Source organism: Streptomyces sp. NPDC002888, assembly GCF_042888465.1.
Taxonomy (GTDB): domain Bacteria; phylum Actinomycetota; class Actinomycetes; order Streptomycetales; family Streptomycetaceae; genus Streptomyces.
Genome location: NZ_JBIAPU010000002.1, coordinates 437,275 through 454,419, shown reverse-complemented (window position 1 = coordinate 454,419; position 17,145 = coordinate 437,275). Strand labels below are relative to the sequence as shown.

General features: G+C 70.5%; 18 protein-coding genes. 9 read left to right on the top strand and 9 right to left on the bottom strand.

Going from position 1 to position 17,145, the window contains the following annotated elements:
- Positions 1-91: 91 nt before the first annotated feature.
- The 4 genes from nhaA to ACFYWX_RS05020 all read left to right on the top strand — a co-directional run bounded on the left by nhaA (position 92) and on the right by ACFYWX_RS05020 (position 3,409).
- Positions 92-1,552 carry a Na+/H+ antiporter NhaA gene (gene nhaA / locus ACFYWX_RS05035; protein WP_389422547.1) on the top strand — a complete coding sequence of 487 codons (1,461 nt, stop codon included), beginning with the start codon at positions 92-94 and terminating at the stop codon, positions 1,550-1,552.
- Positions 1,553-1,677: 125 nt separating this feature from the next.
- A complete protein-coding gene (locus ACFYWX_RS05030; RefSeq protein WP_389422546.1) occupies positions 1,678-2,166 on the top strand; it encodes a phage holin family protein in 489 nt (162 codons plus the stop codon).
- Positions 2,163-3,101, top strand: a complete 939-nt coding sequence (locus ACFYWX_RS05025; protein ID WP_389422545.1) for an alpha/beta fold hydrolase — start codon at positions 2,163-2,165, stop codon at positions 3,099-3,101. The genes ACFYWX_RS05030 and ACFYWX_RS05025 overlap by 4 nt, the downstream gene beginning before the upstream one ends.
- Positions 3,102-3,229: 128 nt before the next feature.
- Complete coding sequence (locus tag ACFYWX_RS05020; RefSeq protein WP_133928446.1) at positions 3,230-3,409, top strand: hypothetical protein; 180 nt, start codon at positions 3,230-3,232, stop codon at positions 3,407-3,409.
- A gap of 41 nt (positions 3,410-3,450) precedes the next feature.
- On the opposite strand, the gene ACFYWX_RS05015 is transcribed toward ACFYWX_RS05020, so the two are convergent.
- The 3 genes from ACFYWX_RS05015 to nth all read right to left on the bottom strand — a co-directional run bounded on the left by ACFYWX_RS05015 (position 3,451) and on the right by nth (position 6,438).
- Entirely contained in the window at positions 3,451-4,650 is a 1,200-nt protein-coding gene (locus tag ACFYWX_RS05015; RefSeq protein ID WP_389422544.1) for a MarP family serine protease, read from the bottom strand.
- Between the two features lie 119 nt (positions 4,651-4,769).
- On the bottom strand, positions 4,770-5,465 hold the full coding sequence (locus ACFYWX_RS05010) for an NUDIX hydrolase (protein ID WP_389422543.1): 696 nt from the start codon (positions 5,463-5,465) through the stop codon (positions 4,770-4,772).
- Positions 5,466-5,538: 73 nt separating this feature from the next.
- Complete coding sequence (gene nth, locus ACFYWX_RS05005; protein WP_389422542.1) at positions 5,539-6,438, bottom strand: endonuclease III; 900 nt, start codon at positions 6,436-6,438, stop codon at positions 5,539-5,541.
- 276 nt (positions 6,439-6,714) lie between these two features.
- Between nth and ACFYWX_RS05000 the strand changes: the two genes are divergently transcribed.
- The gene (locus ACFYWX_RS05000; protein WP_389422541.1) at positions 6,715-7,389 is read left to right on the top strand and encodes a Crp/Fnr family transcriptional regulator; all 675 of its coding nucleotides are present in this window, start codon (positions 6,715-6,717) and stop codon (positions 7,387-7,389) included.
- Positions 7,390-7,433: 44 nt separating this feature from the next.
- Positions 7,434-8,255 (top strand): nucleotidyltransferase domain-containing protein, encoded by an 822-nt coding sequence (locus tag ACFYWX_RS04995; RefSeq protein ID WP_389422540.1) that lies wholly within the window; start codon positions 7,434-7,436, stop codon positions 8,253-8,255.
- Here the strand turns inward: ACFYWX_RS04995 and ACFYWX_RS04990 are convergent.
- The 4 genes from ACFYWX_RS04990 to ACFYWX_RS04975 form a co-directional block, all read right to left on the bottom strand.
- On the bottom strand, positions 8,252-9,082 hold the full coding sequence (locus ACFYWX_RS04990) for an MBL fold metallo-hydrolase (RefSeq protein WP_389422539.1): 831 nt from the start codon (positions 9,080-9,082) through the stop codon (positions 8,252-8,254). The two genes, ACFYWX_RS04995 and ACFYWX_RS04990, sit on opposite strands and share 4 nt — an antisense overlap.
- Positions 9,079-9,948, bottom strand: a complete 870-nt coding sequence (locus ACFYWX_RS04985; RefSeq protein WP_389422538.1) for an NUDIX hydrolase — start codon at positions 9,946-9,948, stop codon at positions 9,079-9,081. The genes ACFYWX_RS04990 and ACFYWX_RS04985 overlap by 4 nt, the downstream gene beginning before the upstream one ends.
- A 132-nt stretch (positions 9,949-10,080) precedes the next feature.
- A complete protein-coding gene (locus tag ACFYWX_RS04980; RefSeq protein ID WP_389422537.1) occupies positions 10,081-10,548 on the bottom strand; it encodes a RidA family protein in 468 nt (155 codons plus the stop codon).
- Positions 10,545-10,706 carry a DUF4177 domain-containing protein gene (locus ACFYWX_RS04975; RefSeq protein WP_003975360.1) on the bottom strand — a complete coding sequence of 54 codons (162 nt, stop codon included), beginning with the start codon at positions 10,704-10,706 and terminating at the stop codon, positions 10,545-10,547. The genes ACFYWX_RS04980 and ACFYWX_RS04975 overlap by 4 nt, the downstream gene beginning before the upstream one ends.
- Before the next feature lie 153 nt (positions 10,707-10,859).
- On the opposite strand from ACFYWX_RS04975, the gene ACFYWX_RS04970 reads away from it, so the two are divergent.
- Together ACFYWX_RS04970 and ACFYWX_RS04965 are read left to right on the top strand one after the other, a co-directional pair.
- Complete coding sequence (locus ACFYWX_RS04970; RefSeq protein WP_389422536.1) at positions 10,860-11,837, top strand: ArsA family ATPase; 978 nt, start codon at positions 10,860-10,862, stop codon at positions 11,835-11,837.
- The gene (locus ACFYWX_RS04965) at positions 11,834-13,171 is read left to right on the top strand and encodes an ArsA family ATPase (protein WP_389422535.1); all 1,338 of its coding nucleotides are present in this window, start codon (positions 11,834-11,836) and stop codon (positions 13,169-13,171) included. The genes ACFYWX_RS04970 and ACFYWX_RS04965 overlap by 4 nt, the downstream gene beginning before the upstream one ends.
- A 120-nt stretch (positions 13,172-13,291) precedes the next feature.
- Here ACFYWX_RS04965 and wblA read toward each other — a convergent pair whose 3' ends face one another.
- On the bottom strand, positions 13,292-13,630 hold the full coding sequence (gene wblA, locus ACFYWX_RS04960; protein WP_389422534.1) for a transcriptional regulator WblA: 339 nt from the start codon (positions 13,628-13,630) through the stop codon (positions 13,292-13,294).
- 408 nt (positions 13,631-14,038) lie between these two features.
- Between wblA and ACFYWX_RS04955 the strand changes: the two genes are divergently transcribed.
- Positions 14,039-16,306, top strand: coding sequence for a transglycosylase domain-containing protein (locus ACFYWX_RS04955; RefSeq protein WP_389422533.1), 2,268 nt, complete (start codon positions 14,039-14,041; stop codon positions 16,304-16,306).
- Between the two features lie 196 nt (positions 16,307-16,502).
- Here the strand turns inward: ACFYWX_RS04955 and ACFYWX_RS04950 are convergent, their stop codons facing one another.
- Positions 16,503-16,967, bottom strand: a complete 465-nt coding sequence (locus ACFYWX_RS04950; protein ID WP_389422532.1) for a GatB/YqeY domain-containing protein — start codon at positions 16,965-16,967, stop codon at positions 16,503-16,505.
- Between the last annotated feature and the right edge of the window lie 178 nt (positions 16,968-17,145).

The window sequence follows — 17,145 nt, the reverse complement described above, 5'->3', positions numbered from 1 at the left end:
CACGCACGTTGGATAGACTGAACAAAACAGGTGCGCCGGGAAGTCTGGTCGGCATGTGTAGCGTCCTGCCCACCGACCGGAGGTCTCCCCCGTGGCCGCGCCCCGCACCCCCGCTCCCCGCAAGGTTCTCGGACGTCTGTCCCTGCCGGAGCGGACCTATGTCGCGGACGCGCTGCGCACCGAGACGGTCGGTGGCGTGCTGCTGCTCGTCGCCGCGATCGCCGCGCTGGTCTGGGCGAACGTACCGGCGCTGCACGACAGCTACGAGACCGTCAGCCACTACCACCTCGGCCCCGCGGCCCTGGGCCTGGACCTGTCGATCGAGCACTGGGCCGCCGACGGCCTCCTCGCCGTCTTCTTCTTCGTCGCCGGCATCGAGCTCAAGCGCGAACTGGTCGCCGGTGACCTCCGGGACCCCAAGGCCGCCGTGCTGCCGGTGGTGGCCGCCCTGTGCGGCATGGCCGTACCGGCGCTCGTCTACACCCTCACCAACCTCACCGGTGGCGGCTCGACCGACGGCTGGGCCGTACCCACCGCCACCGACATCGCCTTCGCGCTCGCCGTGCTCGCCGTCATCGGGACGTCCCTGCCGAGCGCGCTGCGCGCCTTCCTGCTGACGCTGGCCGTCGTCGACGACCTGTTCGCGATCCTGATCATCGCGGTCTTCTTCACGGACGACCTGAACTTCGCCGCGCTGGGCGGCGCGGTCGTCGGCCTCGCCGTCTTCTGGCTGCTGCTGCGCAAGGGCGTACGCGGCTGGTACGTGTACGTCCCGCTCGCCCTGGTCATCTGGGGGCTGATGTACAACAGCGGTATCCACGCGACCATCGCGGGCGTCGCCATGGGCCTGATGCTGCGTTGCACGACCCGCGAGGGCGAGGAACACTCCCTGGGCGGGCGCATCGAGCACCTGGTGCGTCCCCTCTCGGCGGGCCTCGCCGTGCCGCTGTTCGCGCTGTTCAGCGCCGGTGTCACCGTCTCCGTCAGCACGCTCGGCGACGTGTTCACCCAGCCGGAGACCCTCGGGGTCGTGCTGGGGCTGGTCGTCGGCAAGACGGTCGGCATCTTCGGCGGGACGTTCCTGACCGCCCGCTTCACAAGTGCGTCGCTCAGCGAGGACCTCGCCTGGGCCGACGTGTTCGCCGTGGCCTGTCTGGCCGGCATCGGCTTCACCGTCTCGCTGCTCATCGGCGAACTCGCCTTCGAGGGCGACGCGGCGCTGACCGAGGAGGTGAAGGCGTCCGTGCTCGTGGGCTCCCTCGTCGCAGCGACCGTGGCGACGGTCCTGCTGAAGCTGCGCAACGCCAGGTACCGCGCGCTGTTCGAGGACGAGGAACGCGACGAGGACCTCGACGGCATTCCGGACATCTACGAGCAGGACGACCCGGCGTACCACCTGCGGATGGCCGACATCCACGACCGCAAGGCCGCCGAACACCGCCGCATCGCCGAGCAGAAGGCCGCCGAGGCCGCCGAACGGGAGGCCGCGACACGCCACGGGCTTGCCGAAGTACCGGGCGGGGCAGGCGAGGACAACGACGGTCCGGCATGATCTGACGGGACGGTACAAAAGACAGGACCGTTCAAACGGGCCGGTCGGGCAGAAGCCAGGCAGAGGGAAGCCAGGCAGGCCGACGTCAGACAGGCAGAAGTCAGACAGAAAAGGGAGAGACCGCGATGAGCGCACCCGACGGCAGCCCGGTCGGCGCCGAACGCAGCATCGGCCAGCTGTTCGCGTCGGCGACGACCGAATTGTCGGCGTTGGTCCACGACGAGATCGCGCTGGCGAAGGCGCAGCTCAAGCAGGACGTCAAGCGCGGCGCGACGAGCGGCGGCGCCTTCTCGCTGGCCGGCGCGGTCCTGGTGTTCTCGCTGCCGATGCTGAACTTCGCCCTGGCGTACGGCATCCGGACCTGGAGCGACTGGAACCTCGGCGTCTGCTTCCTGCTGTCCTTCGCGGCCAACGTGCTCCTCGCGGGCCTGCTCGCGCTGATCGGCGTGGTCTTCGCGAAGAAGGCCAAGAAGAGCAAGGGCCCGCAGAAGGTCGCCGCGTCGATGAAGGAGTCGGCGGGCGTCCTGCAGAACGCCAAGCCGCACCCGCGCCCGGAGCTTCCGAAGGACCGCGTGCCGGAGGCCATCGAGGCTGTGGCACGCTCGTCGTCATGACGGACCCCGCCACTCCTTGGGCGCAACCCGCTTCGGTCGTACGCCCGGACGGGCCCTGGACGCACCGGGAGGTCGCCGCGAACGGCGCCCGCTTCCACATCGCCGAGGTGGGCGACGGGCCGCTGGTGCTGCTCCTGCACGGCTTCCCGCAGTTCTGGTGGGCCTGGCGGCACCAGCTCGTGGCACTCGCCGACGCGGGCTTCCGCGCCGTCGCCATGGACCTGCGGGGCGTCGGCGGCAGCGACCGCACCCCGCGCGGCTACGATCCCGCCAACCTCGCCCTCGACGTCACCGGCGTGATCCGCTCCCTCGGCGAGCCGGACGCCGCGCTGGTCGGCCACGACCTGGGCGGCTACCTGGCGTGGACGGCGGCCGCGATGCGCCCCAAGCTCGTACGGCGGCTCGCGGTCGCCTCGATGCCGCACCCCCGGCGCTGGCGCTCGGCGATGCTCGCGGACGTCAAGCAGACGCGCGCCGGTTCCTATGTCTGGGGATTCCAGCGGCCCTGGATCCCCGAGCGGCAGCTCACCGCCGACGACGGCGCGCTGGTGGGCCGGCTGATCCGGGAGTGGTCCGGGCCACGCCTGCCGGACGACGAGGCGGTGGAGACGTACCAGCGGGCCATCTGCATTCCCTCCACGGCGCACTGCTCGGTCGAGCCGTACCGCTGGCTGGTCCGCTCGATCGCGAGGCCCGACGGCATCCAGTTCAACCGGCGCATGAAGCGGCCGGTGCGGGTGCCGACGCTGCATCTGCACGGCTCGCTCGACCCCGTGATGCGCACGCGCAGCGCGGCCGGTTCCGGGGAGTACGTCGAAGCGCCGTACCGCTGGCGGCTGTTCGACGGGCTCGGACACTTCCCGCACGAGGAGGATCCGGTCGCTTTCTCCACCGAACTGATCAATTGGCTGAAGGATCCCGAACCCGATCGGTGACCGAATCGCTGCGGCCGGTATCCACCACCTGAACACCTGTCCGACGAACAGCCAATTGCCTGGCGCATAGGCCAATTGGGGGGCGCGCAGGCGGTTATCGACCTTGGGGCAGGGGCAGACGTCGGGGTATGGGCTGGACGCACGACTACAGTGACGCAGCACGCAATCGCCGCTCGGCCTCAGGCCTGAGCTCCCACCAGCGGGGCGGTGCCCCGCAAGAGGGCACGGACCTCAGGGTGGGCATCCCGCGCATCCTGCGCCGCCGGGCCCGCTGGGTCTCGGTACGACTGCGTCACCCTCGAGGCTGACGCCCCTCCGTCACAGGTTTTCAGAGGGCACGGCAACGCGTTCAGAGGGCACAGCTGTCGCTGTCCACCTGCTGGTTCGCGGCGCGTCCCTGGGTGATGGCCTGCTGGATCTCGTCCGCGGTGAGCGCGTAGCCGGTGTCGGCGTCGTCGAGGGACTTCGCGAAGACCACTCCGTACACCTTGCCGTCGGGCGTGAGCAGCGGGCCGCCGGAGTTGCCCTGGCGGACGATCGCGTACAGCGAGTAGACGTCACGGCGGACGGTGCCGCGGTGGTAGATGTCCGGGCCGTTGGCCGTGATGCGCCCGCGCACGCGCGCGGAGCGCACGTCGTACGACCCGTTCTCCGGGAAGCCGGCCACGATGGCACCGTCGCCGCTCGCCGCGTCCTTCGACGTGAACTGCAGGGTGGGCGCGTTCAGGTTCGGTACGTCGAGTACCGCGATGTCGCGCTTCCAGTCGTAGAGGACGACGGTCGCGTCGTACTTCCTGCCCTCACCGCCTATCTGGACGGTGGGCTCGTCGACGCCACCCACGACGTGCGCGTTGGTCATGACGCGGCGCTCGCCGAAGACGAAGCCGGTGCCCTCCAGGACCTTGCCGCAGCTCTGGGCGGTGCCCATGACCTTGACGATGGAACGCTGGGCGCGGCTGGCCACGGGGCTGCCCGCGAGGGCCGGGTCGGGCGGCTCGACGTCCTTGATCGGCTCGTTGGAAAACGGGCTGAAGACCTGCGGGAAGCCGTTCTGAGCGAGGACGGAGGAGAAGTCCGCGAACCAGGTGTCGGCCTGGTTCGGCAGTGCCCGGGAGACGCCGAGCAGCACCTTGGAGCTGCGGACCTCCTTGCCCAGCGTCGGCAGGGTGGTGCCGGCGAGGGCGGAACCGATCAGCCAGGCGACGAGCAGCATCGCCACGACGTTGACGAGGGCGCCGCCCGTCGCGTCCAGGGCGCGGGCCGGGGACCAGGTGATGTACCGGCGCAGCTTGTTGCCGAGGTGGGTGGTCAGGGCCTGGCCGACCGAGGCGCAGACGATCACGACGACGACCGCGACGACGGCGGCGGTGGTGCTCACCTCGGCGTTTTCGGTCAGCGCGTCCCAGATCACGGGGAGTACGTAGACGGCGACGAGGCCGCCGCCCAGGAAACCGGTCACCGACAGGATCCCGACGACGAAGCCCTGGCGGTAACCGACGATCGCGAACCACACGGCGGCGACCAGCAACAGGATGTCCAGCACGTTCACCGCTTCAAGCCTCGCCTCATCAGTTCGCGGTCACCCAGGTCGGCCGGGGGTCCGGCCCGCCGCGAAGCGGCAAATCGGACACAACGCCCCCAGGAAGACACAGCACGGGGTTCACCCTGTCATGACCGCCAGTCGAGCGGGACCTGCTTCTCGCGGTCCCAGGGGCGTTCCCAGCCCGCGTAGTGCAGGAGTCTGTCGATCACGCCTGCCGTGAAACCCCACACGAGGGCCGATTCGACCAGAAATGCCGGTCCTCGGTGGCCGCTGGGGTGGACGGTGGTGGCGCGGTTGGCGGGGTCCGTGAGATCCGCCACGGGGACGGTGAAGACACGGGCGGTCTCGTTGGGGTCGACCACTCCGACGGGGCTGGGCTCGTGCCACCAGCCCAGCACCGGGGTGACGACGAAGCTGCTGACCGGGATGTACAGCTTGGGCAGCACACCGAAGAGCTGGACGCCGGCCGGGTCGAGGCCGGTCTCCTCCTCGGCCTCGCGCAGGGCGGCCCGCAGCGGGCCGTCACCCTTGGGGTCCCCGTCCTCCGGGTCGAGGGCACCGCCGGGGAACGAGGGCTGGCCGGCGTGGGAGCGCAGCGATCCGGCCCGCTCCATGAGCAGCAGCTCGGGGCCGCGCTCGCCCTCGCCGAAGAGGATGAGGACGGCCGACTGGCGTCCGGCGCCGTCCGCCGGGGGCAGGAAGCGGCTCAGCTGGAGCGGCTCGACCGTCTCGACGGCGTGCACCACCGGGTCCAGCCAGGCGGGCAGTCCGTCCTTGCTGAGCGTCACCGGACCGCCCTGTGTGTTGCTCGCGCGTGTCATCGCCACCCCCGTCGTTCTGCCGTACTCAACGCCCGACCTGCCCGAGATCGTTCCGCCGGGCCCGCGCGTCCCGTCATCCGGCCCTCAGCGGCGGCGCCGGTTTGCCGCCCGCGTCCAGGTACGCCTGCGGGGGCTTCAGGCGCTGACCGGGGAAGCCGCCCTTTTCGTACTTGAGCAGCTTCTTCGCCTTCTCGGGGTCCGTCTCGCCCTCACCGAACGCCGGGCAGAGCGGGGCGATGGGGCAGGCACCGCAGGCCGGCTTGCGGGCGTGGCAGATCCGGCGGCCGTGGAAGATCACGTGGTGCGAGAGCATCGTCCACTCACTCTTGGGGAAGAGCGCGCCGATCGCCGCCTCGATCTTGTCCGGGTCGGTCGCCTCGGTCCACTGCCAGCGCCGCACCAGCCGCTGGAAGTGCGTGTCCACGGTGATGCCGGGCCGGCCGAACGCGTTGCCGAGGACCACGAAGGCGGTCTTGCGGCCGACGCCGGGCAGCTTGACGAGGTCCTCCAGACGGCCGGGCACCTCACCGTCGAACTCCTCGGCCAGGGCCTTCGACAGGCCCATCACCGACTTGGTCTTGGCCCGGAAGAAGCCGCACGGGCGGAGGATCTCCTCGACCTCCTCAGGGTTGGCGGCGGCCAGGTCCTCGGGGGTGGGGTACTTGGCGAAGAGGGCGGGGGTCGTCTGGTTGACCCTGAGGTCCGTGGTCTGCGCGGAGAGCACGGTGGCGACAAGCAGCTGGAAGGAGTTCTCGAAGTCCAGCTCGGGGTGCGCGTACGGGTAGACCTCGGCGAGCTCGCGGTTGATACGGCGGGCGCGGCGGACGAGAGCCGTGCGGGACTCCTCCTTGGGAGGCTTTCTCGCAGGGGCGACCGTGTTCTTCTTCGCGGCCGCTGCCGCTTTCTTCGCAGCCGCCACTCCCTTTGCCGCCTTTGCCGTTTTCCTGTCGCCGCCGGACGCTTGTTCGCCCACAGCGGAATCGCGACGTACAACCACCCGCGCAGCCCCCTTGGCCTGTGCTCTCACCGGCGTTTTGGACACCCGGCCAGCCTAAAGCCAGGCACCGACATCCGCCCCGGACCCTGAAGATCGGCGTCCAATTGGACCCCTGCCGCTTACCCCGGGACACGTGTACGGCATCCTTGTGACAGATCACACTGTTTGGACCGTCCGGCAAAATGGGCACCAGGGTCCCCTGGTACCAAGGGGAAGCAAGATCCCCTGAGCAGGTCGACAAGGAGAGAACTCGTGGACGACGTTCTGCGGCGCAACCCGCTCTTCGCGGCTCTCGACGACGAGCAGGCCGCGGAGCTTCGCGCCTCCATGAGTGAGGTGACCCTCGCACGCGGCGACTCGCTGTTCCACGAAGGCGACCCCGGTGACCGGCTCTACGTCGTCACCGAGGGCAAGGTAAAGCTCCACCGCACATCCCCGGACGGCCGGGAGAACATGCTGGCGGTGGTCGGACCCAGCGAGCTCATCGGCGAGCTGTCGCTCTTCGACCCGGGCCCGCGTACGGCGACGGCGACCGCGCTCACCGAGGTCAAGCTGCTCGGTCTGGGCCACGGCGACCTCCAGCCCTGGCTGAACGCCCGCCCCGAGGTGGCCTCCGCGCTGCTGCGCGCCGTGGCCCGCCGACTGCGCAAGACCAACGACGCGATGTCCGACCTCGTCTTCTCGGACGTCCCCGGCCGTGTGGCCCGCGCCCTGCTGGACCTCTCCCGCCGCTTCGGCGTGCAGTCCGAGGAGGGCATCCACGTCGTGCACGACCTGACGCAGGAGGAGCTGGCCCAGCTGGTCGGTGCCTCGCGCGAGACGGTCAACAAGGCGCTGGCGGACTTCGCCGGGCGCGGGTGGCTCCGCCTGGAGGCCCGTGCGGTGATCCTGCTGGACGTGGAGCGCCTGGCGAAGCGGTCGCGCTGACACGGCGCCCGTATCCGGGGACCGGAGCCGGGGGCTCCGCAGGAATGAGCCGTCCCGGACTGGACTCGGAGGGGTACATCGCGCGCGAAGGCTCCCTCGCGCGCGTCCCCGCCCCCTTCCGCCCCGTCGTCGCCGCCGTGCGGGACCGGCTGGCGGACGTGTTCGGCACGCGCATGCACAGCGCGTACCTCTACGGGTCGATTCCGCGCGGCACCGCGCGCGTGGGACGCAGTGACCTGGACCTGCTGATCGCCCTGCACGAGGAGCCGACCGACGCCGACCGGGCCGGCGCCCGCGCCCTGGAAGAGGCCGTCGACGAGCAGTTCCCGCAGGTCGACGGTGGCGGAGCCCTGCTGGTCAGCCGCGCGCAAGCGCTGAGCGACCTGGAGACGCACGACCTGGGGTGGTTCGTCGCCTGCCTGTGCACCCCGCTGCTCGGTGAGGATCTCGCCGCGTCCCTGCCCCGCTACCGGCCCGACTCCCTGCTCGCCCGCGAGACCAACGGCGACCTCGCGCTGCACCTCCCGCGGTGGCGTGAGCGGATCGCCGCCGCCGAGGACAGCGAGGAGGCCCGGAGGCCGCTCGTACGGTTCATGTCCCGGCGTCTGGTCCGCACAGGGTTCACGCTCGTCATGCCCCGCTGGAACGGCTGGACCAGCGACCTCCACGAGATGGCCGAGGCCTTCGCCGGGTACTACCCCGCGCGGGCGGAGCAGCTGCGGACGGCGGCGGTGCGCGGCTACGAGCCGACCGGGGACGCGGACGTCCTCACGTCCTACGTCGACGACCTCGGGCCGTGGCTCGCGGAGGAGTACGCGCGCGTGCACGGCGTGAAAGCCGCTCGGCCCGGTCAGACGACTGGCTAGATGAGCCCGTGCTCCTCGAGGTATTCCATCTGTGCCCGTACCGACAGCTCCGCCGCCGGCCACAGGGAGCGGTCCACGTCGGCATAGACGTGGGCGACGACCTCGGACGGGGTGCGGTAGCCGTCCTCGACGGCCGTCTCGACCTGGGCGAGGCGGTGGGCGCGGTGGGCGAGGTAGTACTCCACGACGCCTTGGGCGTCCTCCAGGACGGGCCCGTGGCCCGGGAGGACCGTGTGCACGCCGTCGTCGACGGTGAGGGACCTGAGCCGCCGCAGGGTGTCCAGATAGTCGCCCAGGCGGCCGTCGGGGTGCGCCACGACCGTCGTACCGCGGCCGAGGACCGTGTCGCCCGTGAGGATCGCCTGGTCGGCCGGGAGGTGGAAGGAGAGGGAGTCCGAGGTGTGGCCGGGCGTCGGTACGACCCTCAGTTCCAGGCCGTCCACCGTGATCACGTTCCCAGCCGCCAGGCCCTCGTCGCCGAGCCGCAGCGCCGGGTCCAGGGCCCGCACCTTCGTGCCGGTCAGCTCGGCGAAGCGGGCGGCGCCCTCGGCGTGGTCGGGGTGGCCGTGGGTCAGCAGGGTCAGGGCGACGCGTTTGCCGGCCTTCTCGGCCGTGTCGACGACCGTGCGGAGGTGTCCGTCGTCCAGCGGGCCCGGGTCGACGACGACCGCGAGCGCGGAGTCGGGCTCGGAGAGGATCCAGGTGTTGGTGCCGTCCAGGGTCATCGCGGAGGCGTTGGGCGCGAGGACGTTGAAGGACCGCGCGGTGGCGGGGCCGGAGAGAACGCCGCCGCGGGGCTGGCCGGGAAGGGCTGCTGCGTCCGTCATGCGGGGGCTCCACCCGTCGGGATGTGCTTGGTGAACTCGTCGTGGCCGGGCCAGGTGAGCACGATCTCGCCGGCGTCCAGGCGGGCCTCGGCCAGGACGGGCGTGAGGTCGCACCCGGGGGCGGCGGCCAGGGCGTCGGCGGCCGTGGCGTACGCGGTCAGCCGGCGCAGCGTGGCGATGGTGGGCGGCATCATCAGCAGCTCGCCCTTGTCGTACCCGGCGGCCGCGTCCTCGGGCCGGATCCACACCGTGCGGTCCGCCTCCGTGGAGGCGTTGCGGGTGCGCTGGCCCTCAGGGAGCGCGGCCACGAAGAACCAGGTGTCGTAGCGGCGGGGTTCGAACTCCGGGGTGATCCAGCGGGTCCAAGCGCCCAGCAGGTCGGAGCGCAGGACCAGGCCGCGGCGGTCGAGGAACTCGGCGAAGGACGTCTCGCGCGCGACGAGGGCCGCGCGGTCGGTCTCCCAGTCCTCGCCCGTGGTGTCGCCGACGACGGAGTCCGGGGTCGGCCCGGCGAGCAGGACACCGGCCTCCTCGTACGTCTCCCGTACGGCCGCGCAGACGATCGCCTGGGCCGCCGTGTCGTCGACGCCGAGCCGGTTCGCCCACCACGCGCGCGTGGGGCCCGCCCAGCGGACGTGGCGGTCGTCGTCGCGGGGGTCGACGCCACCGCCCGGATAGGCGTACGCGCCTCCGGCGAAGGCCATGGAGGCGCGTCTGCGCAGCATGTGGACGGCCGGGCCGGTGTCGGTGTCCTTCAGGAGCATCACGGTGGCCGCTCGCTTCGGGGTGACCGGAGTGAGCGTGCCGTCCGCGAGCGCCCGGATGAGGTCCGGCCAGTCCGCGGGGTACCACTGCCCATTCGCCATGGGCGCGAGGCTATCCCGTAGTGAGCGGATGTTCGAGAGGCGACGATCACTTGCCCGCAAGAGAGCGATCACCGGCGCGGCAGGCGTTGATCACTTCTCCTGGAGCGAGCGGTCACCGGTCCTGAAGAGGGCTTACGCCTGAACCAGCTCCACCTGGATCTCCACCTCGACCGGCGCGTCCAGCGGCAGCACCGCCACGCCGACCGCGCTGCGCGCGTGCACGCCCTTGTCGCCGAGGACCGCGCCCAGCAGCTCGCTCGCGCCGTTCAGGACGGCCGGCTGGCCCGTGAAGTCGGCGGCCGAGGCGACGAAGCCCACGACCTTCACCACGCGCGCGACACGGTCCAGGTCGCCCGCGACCGACTTGACGGCCGCGAGGGCGTTCAGCGCGCACGTACGCGCCAGCTCCTTGGCCTCCTCCGGGGTGACCTCCGCGCCGACCTTGCCGGTGACCGGCAGCTTGCCGTCCACCATCGGCAGCTGGCCGGCGGTGAAGACGTACGGGCCGGACTGGACGGCCGGCTGGTACGCGGCCAGCGGCGGCACGACCGCCGGCAGGGTCAGCCCCAGTTCGGCGAGGCGGGCCTCGACCGCGCTCACGCCTGCTTCTCCCGCTTCAGGTAGGCCACCAGCTGCTCGGGGTTGTTCGGGCCGGGCACGACCTGGACGAGCTCCCAGCCGTCCTCGCCCCAGGTGTCCAGAATCTGCTTCGTGGCGTGGACGAGCAGCGGCACGGTTGCGTATTCCCACTTGGTCATGGGGCCGACTGTATCCGCTGCCGCGGGTGGGGCAGATCGTCGGCTGTGAGCACGGCTGCGCGCACGTCGTCCACAGGCCGGGTGGCCGACGACGGGCGCCGTTATCCACAGCCTCCCGATTGGTCGGGGCGCGGACTGGTTACGCTCGAAGACGTGAGCAGGCTCCAGGTCGTCAGCGGTAAGGGCGGGACCGGAAAGACGACGGTCGCCGCGGCCCTCGCGCTCTCCCTCGCGACAGAGGGGAAGCGGGCGCTTCTCGTCGAGGTCGAGGGGAGGCAGGGCATCGCGCAGCTCTTCGAGACGGAAGCGCTGCCTTATGAGGAACGGAAGATCGCCGTCGCTCCCGGGGGCGGGGAGGTGTTCGCCGTCGCCATAGACCCCGAACTGGCCCTTCTGGACTACCTCCAGATGTTCTACAAGCTGGGGGGAGCCGGTCGGGCCCTGAAGAAGCTCGGCGCGATCGACTTCGCCACCACCATCGCGCCCGGCCTGAGGGACGTACTCCTGACCGGCAAGGCGTGCGAGGCGGTGCGGCGCAAGGACAGGTCCGGACGGTTCGCCTACGACTACGTCGTGATGGACGCGCCGCCCACCGGCCGCATCACCCGCTTCCTCAACGTCAACGACGAGGTCGCCGGTCTCGCGAAGATCGGGCCGATACACAATCAGGCGCAGGCCGTGATGCGGGTGCTGAAGTCGGCGGAGACGGCCGTGCACCTGGTGACGCTGCTGGAGGAGATGCCCGTCCAGGAGACCGCGGACGGGATCGCCGAACTGCGCTCCGCGCGGCTGCCGGTGGGGCGGGTCGTCGTGAACATGGTGCGCCCCCAGCTGCTGGACGCGGCCGACCTGGACCTCGTACGGAGCGTTCCGCGCACCGCCGTGGCCCGGTCGCTGTCCGCCGCCGGGCTGGGCGGGGCGCGGCGCGGTGGGCACGCCGAGCGGCTGGTGGATCCCCTGCTGGGGCAGGCCGAGGAGTACGCCGAGCGGTATGCGCTGGAGCAGGAGCAGCGTGGCGTCCTGGGCGAGCTGGGCCTGCCGTTGCACGAACTGCCGCTGCTCGCCGAGGGCATGGACCTGGCGGGTCTGTACGAACTGGCCACCGAGCTGCGGAAGCAGGGGATGTCATGAGTCCGGACCCGGCCCAGGACCGCGGGCACCACCGTCTGTCCCCCGCGCGGGTGCTCGACCTCGATCCGCTGATCGACGACCCGAAGACCCGCATCGTGGTGTGCTGCGGCTCGGGCGGGGTCGGCAAGACGACCACCGCGGCGGCTCTGGGCCTGCGGGCGGCCGAACGGGGACGGAAGGTCGTGGTGCTGACGATCGACCCGGCGCGCCGGCTCGCCCAGTCGATGGGCATCGACTCGCTCGACAACACCCCGCGCCGGGTGAAGGGCGTCGACGGCGACGGCGAGCTGCACGCGATGATGCTCGACATGAAGCGCACCTTCGACGAGATCGTCGAGGCGCACGCGGACGCCGAGCGGGCGGCCACGATCCTGAACAACCCCTTCTACCAGTCGCTCTCGGCGGGCTTCGCGGGCACGCAGGAGTACATGGCGATGGAGAAGCTGGGGCAGCTGCGGGCGCGGGACGAGTGGGACCTGATCGTGGTCGACACGCCGCCGTCCCGCTCGGCGCTCGACTTCCTGGACGCGCCCAAGCGGCTGGGGTCCTTCCTGGACGGGCGGCTGATCCGGCTGCTGACGGCGCCGGCCAAGCTGGGTGGGCGCGCCGGGATGAAGTTCCTGAACGTCGGGATGTCGATGATGACCGGCACCCTCGGCAAGCTGCTCGGCGGTCAGCTCCTGAAGGACGTCCAGACGTTCGTGGCCGCGATGGACACCACCTTCGGCGGGTTCCGCACCCGCGCGGACGCCACGTACAAGCTGCTCCAGGCGCCCGGGACGGCGTTCCTGGTGGTGGCGGCGCCGGAGCGGGACGCGCTGCGGGAAGCGGCGTACTTCGTGGAGCGGCTCGCCGCCGAGGACATGCCGCTCGCCGGTCTGGTGCTCAACCGGGTCCACGGCAGCGGCGCCGGCCGGCTGTCGGCCGAGCGGGCGCTCGCCGCCGCGGAAAATCTTGAAGAGACCCGCATTGTGGATCAGGACGGCGGGAAAGCTGGACTTCGTAACTCTCCCGACACGTACGGCAGTTCAGAACCTCCCGCTTCCGCCGACGCAGAGCCCCCCGCTTCCGAGACCGACTCCCCCAGCGCGGATCAGGCGGTTCTGGGCGTCGAAGGACTCACGGCGGGCTTGTTGAGGCTGCACGCGGAACGTATGCAACTGCTCTCCCGGGAGCAGCGCACGCGTGACCGCTTCACCGCGCTGCACCCCGAGGTGGCGGTGGCCGAAGTGGCCGCGCTGCCCGGCGACGTACACGACCTCGCGGGGCTGCGGAACATCGGGGACCGGCTCGCGGCCAACCGGCCGGAGCTGCCCGAGACGGCCGACGACTGAGCCGGGGGTGTCCCCTCAGCTCAGCGCCGCGTAGGTCCAGGGGGTGCCCCCCTCAGCGCCGCGTAGGTCCAGGGGGGGTGCCCCCCTCAGCGCCGCGTAGGTCCAGGGGGGTGCCCCCCCTCAGCTCACCGCCGCGTAGTTCTCGTACACCTCGTCGCTGTCGAGGGGCAGGATGCCCACCCCGCGCTCGTACTCCGTCCGCGCGGTCTCCAGCAGTCGGCGCCAGGAGGTCACGGTGGGCCGCCTGCGCAGCAGTGCGCGGCGCTCCCGCTCGGTCATTCCTCCCCACACGCCGAACTCGACGCGGTTGTCGAGCGCGTCGGCCAGGCACTCCGTGCGCACCGGGCATCCGGTGCACACCGCCTTGGCCCTGTTCTGCGCTGCTCCCTGAACGAACAGTTCGTCCGGATCGGTAGTGCGGCAGGCCGCCTGCGCACTCCAGTCGACTACCCAGCCCATACCGGCGCCGTCCTCTCCCGAATCGAGGCTCCCCCACGGCGGCAGCGGCATATTCACCGCCGCCAGTTGAGGACGTTACGGAAGGTGGGCACAGCGCAACACCCCCTTCGGGCCCAATCTTGAATGGCCCGAACGGACTATGCGTAAGCGGCAGATCACCCGGGGGAGTGAGCCTGCGACATACATGACTTTCCCGGCAAACCAGGACAGTTCTGTTGGGTCACATCGGACGCCGACTGACACACAAGGCGGATTCGGACACGCCCCCACCAAAAAAGTTGGGGAACCTCCGGAACGATTCGGGGTCGCCGGACGTATTGATACGTGGCCCTACTGCTGTGACAGTTGAGAGCAGCTTAGGCCAAGGCCTGTACGCGTGTCCGGTGAATGAGAACGTAGGCTGCCCCTATGCCAAAGAAGCGCTCGGGCGGCGGTCTGACGGCAACGCAGCAGGCCGCCAAGTTCCTCGGTGTCAGTGTGCTCTCGGGAGCCGTCCTGGCCGGCATCGCGCTGCCTGCCGTCGGTGCGCTGGGCCTGACCGCGAAGGGGTCGGTGGAGAGCTTCGACGAGCTCCCGGCCAACCTCAAGACGCCCCCGCTGAGCCAGCGCACCACCATCCTCGACGCCGAGGGCGGCCAGATCGCCACGGTCTACTCGCGCAACCGCACGGTGGTCGACCTCAAGGACGTCTCGCCGTACATGCAGAAGGCGATCGTCGCGATCGAGGACTCGCGCTTCTACCAGCACGGCGCGGTGGACCTGAAGGGCATCCTCCGCGCGCTCAACAAGAACGCGCAGAGCGGCGGCGTGTCCGAGGGCGCGTCCACGCTCACGCAGCAGTACGTGAAGAACGTCTTCGTCGAGGAGGCCGGCGACGACCCGACGAAGGTCGCGCAGGCCACCCAGCAGACCATCGGCCGCAAGATCAAGGAGCTGAAGTACGCGATCCAGGTGGAGGAGGAGCTCGGCAAGAAGAGGATCCTCGAGAACTACCTGAACATCACGTTCTTCGGCCAGCAGGCCTACGGCGTCGAGGCCGCCGCCCAGCGCTACTTCTCCAAGCACGCCAAGAACCTGACCCTCGCCGAGTCGGCCCTCCTCGCGGGCATCGTGCAGTCGCCCAGCCGGTACGACCCGATCAACGACGAGGCCGAGGCCACCAAGCGGCGCAACACCGTGCTGCAGCGCATGGCCGAGGTCGGGGACGTCTCACAGGCCGACGCCGACGCGGCCAAGGAGAAGCCGCTGGGCCTGAAGGTCCGTCAGCCGAAGAACGGCTGCATCACGGCGGTGAAGGACTCCAGCTTCTTCTGCAAGTACGTCGAGCGCGTCTTCCTCAGCAACCCGGTCTTCGGCAAGACCAAGGAGGCCCGGGCGAAGATCTGGAACCAGGGCGGCCTGACCATCCGGACCACGATGGAGCCGCAGGCCCAGAAGTCGGTGCAGGATTCGCTCAAGGACCACATCTACAAGTCCGACAAGGTCGCCGCGGCCTCCACCCTCGTCGAGCCCGGCACCGGCAAGATCCTCGCGATGGGCCAGTCCAAGCCGTACGGCTACGGCAAGAACGAGACCGAGATCAACTACTCGGTCGGCAACGACATGGGCGGCTCCAACTTCGGCTTCCCGACCGGTTCGACGTTCAAGCCGTTCGTCGCCGCGGCCGCGCTGGAAGAGGGCCGGCCCGCGACGCAGGAGTACGCGTCGCCGTACAAGATGGACTACCCGAGCCCTGTGCAGACCTGTGGCGGCAAGCCGTGGGTCAACCAGGACGGCGCGACCGTGGAGAACGAGGACGAGTCCGAGGTCGGCCCGTACCAGCTGAAGAAGGCGATGGAGAAGTCGGTCAACACCTACTTCGTCCAGATGATCTCCGACATCGGCCTGTGCCCCGTGGTCAAGATGACCGACGCGCTGCACGTGGTGCAGGGCAACAACACCAAGCTCCCCGAGGTGCCCGCCATCGCGCTGGGCTCCAAGGGCATCTCCCCGCTGACCATGGCGACGGCGTACGCCGCCTTCGCCTCGCGCGGCATGTACTGCACGCCGATCGCCATCGAGTCGATCGAGCAGAAGGTCGGCAACCAGCAGAAGTCGCTGGAGGTCCCCAAGTCGACCTGCTCCCGCGCGATGTCCGAGAAGACCGCCGACACCGTCAACTCGCTGCTGCGCGGCGTGGTCGACTCCGGTACGGGCCAGAAGGCCGGTCTGTCGGGCCGCGCGAGCGCCGGTAAGACGGGTACGACGGACGAGCGCAAGAACGCCTGGTTCGTCGGCTACACCCCGAACCTCGCGGGCGCGGTCTGGGTCGGCAGCGCCACCCAGAAGGTCAAGATGACCGACATCTACATCGGTGGCCAGTACCACGCCCTCGTCTACGGCGGTGACACCCCCGGCCCGATCTGGCGCGACGCCATGAGCGGCGCGCTCGAGGGCAAGGAGGCCCCAAGCTTCAACCTGGTCCACATCCCGGACCCCAAGCCGAAGGAGACCGACAAGGGCGACCGGGACGGCCGTGGCAACGGCAACGGCAACGGGGGCGACAACGGGGACAACGGCGGCATTATCGGCGGCGCCGACGGCGGTACGTTCCCGACGCCCACGTTCTCCTTCCCGGACAACCTGTTCCAGGGACAGGGCAACGGGGGGAACGGGAACGGCGGGAGGCGGGGCTGAGGCCTGAGCCACCCGGCCTGAGCCTGAGCCCCGCGCGGCCTGAGCCTGAGCCCCACGGCCTGAGCCCCGCGGCCTGAGCCCCGCGGCCTGAGCCTGAGCCCCACGGCCTGAGCCTGAGGACGAAACCGGCCCCTTCCTCTCCGTTCCGTACCGAGAGGAAGGGGCCGTCCGCTGTATGAGCGGGTGCGCCGGTCGGTCAGCCGGCCAGGAGCTTCTTGACCACGGCGGCGACGCGGCCGCCCTCGGCCAGGCCGGCCACCTTCGGGTTCACGATCTTCATGACCGCGCCCATGGCCCGCGGCCCCTCCGCCCCGGCCGCCTTCGCCTCCGCGACGGCCTGGGCGACGATGTCGTTCAGCTCCTCGTCGCTGAGCTGCTTGGGCAGGTACGCGGCGAGCAACTCGCCCTCCGCCTTCTCCCGCTCGGCCGACTCCGCACGACCACCCTGCGCGAACGCGTCCGCGGCCTCGCGACGCTTCTTCGCCTCCTTGGTGATCACCTTGAGGACCTCGTCGTCGGAGAGCTCGCGCTTCTCCTTGCCCGCGACCTCCTCCTTGGTGATCGCGGTGAGCGTCAGCCGGAGCGTCGAGGAGCGGAGCTCGTCGCGCTCCTTGATCGCGGCGTTGAGGTCTTCCTGCAGCTTCGACTTGAGCGTGGTCATGGCTCGATTGTCGCAGGTGCGGCCGTCGGAACGCCCGTCATATTCGGGGAGCGTCGTGGGGAGCGTTTTAAGGGGAGCCGCAGGGAGGGCAGTTCGAGGACGGTCGGGCACCGGCAAGGGGACGGGCAGGGGACGGGCACGGGCACGGGCACGGCTCGGTGTCTGACACGATGGTCGT